The sequence below is a fragment of the Actinosynnema sp. NPDC023658 genome (genome assembly GCF_040639995.1).
In the GTDB taxonomy this organism is placed as follows: Bacteria; Actinomycetota; Actinomycetes; order Mycobacteriales; family Pseudonocardiaceae; genus Actinosynnema.
In genome coordinates this window covers 1-1,011 of the sequence record NZ_JBFAAX010001527.1, presented here as the reverse complement: position 1 = coordinate 1,011, position 1,011 = coordinate 1, and the positions used below count along the sequence as shown (strand labels likewise).

The following is a 1,011-nucleotide window of genomic DNA, read 5'->3' as shown; positions in this document are numbered from 1 at the left end:
AGGCTGGAGCGGGCGGGCGCGGACGGTCTGCGCGCCAACTGGGCGGGCGGCGGCAACCTGCACAACGACCTGGGCAACCTGCTCGTCCGCGACTCGTCGGGCCGGCACCAGCCGAAGGGCGAGTGGTGGGTCTACCGCTTCTACGGCTCGCAGACCGGGCGGATCGCCGCGGTCACGCCCAGCCAGTCCTACGACGCGTTCGCGACCAAGGCGCCCGGCGAGGCCAAGGTCCTGGTCGGCGGTGGCCGCACGACGGGCAACATCGCCGTCCGGCTGCAACGCCTGGACGCCACCGAGGGCATCGTGGCGAACAACCAGGTGCGGGTGCTGGTCGAGCGCATCCCGTACAACGGCGGTGGCGCGGTCCAGGGACCGGTGACGGTGTCCAACTCGATCGTGACGCTGTCCTCCAACGCCGCCACGGTGAACCTGCCGCACTCCAACGTCGACGACTCGTTCACCATCACGGTCCTGCCCCCCACGGGCACCGGTGACGGCACCTTCCAGTCCACCGCGGTCGCCCAGCACTCGCAGCAGTGCCTGACCAACCCCAACCGCAGCACCGCCGACGGCACCCAGCAGCAGCAGCTCTCCTGCGGCACGGGTGACGAGCAGCGGTGGAACTTCACCCCGACGGCCGGGATCGCCGACACCTACACGATCGTCAACCAGCAGTCGGGCAAGTGCCTGGACGTCAACGGCGCGTCCACGGCGGACGGCGCGGCGGTCATCCAGTGGACCTGCAACGGCGGCACCAACCAGCAGTTCACCCTGAGGAAGGTGACCTACTCCGGCAACGACCCGCACGACTACCAGGTCGTCACCCGGCACAGCGGCAAGTGCGTCGACGTCAACGGCGTCTCCACCGCTCCGGGCGCGGTGGTCCACCAGTGGACCTGCAACCCGGTGAGCCAGGGCACGCCGCTCAACCAGACGTGGCGCCTGTCCGGCAGGTAGGTCGACGGCAAGCGGCGGAGTCCCGCACGCGGACCTGCCGAAATGGTCACGGGC

1 protein-coding gene is annotated in these 1,011 nt (G+C 70.3%); it reads left to right on the top strand.

The annotated features are described in order from the left end of the window. A partial coding sequence (locus AB0G02_RS42280) for an RICIN domain-containing protein (RefSeq protein WP_360806842.1) occupies window positions 1–957 on the top strand: 957 nt, incomplete at its 5' end. Window positions 958–1,011: the final 54 nt, after the last annotated feature.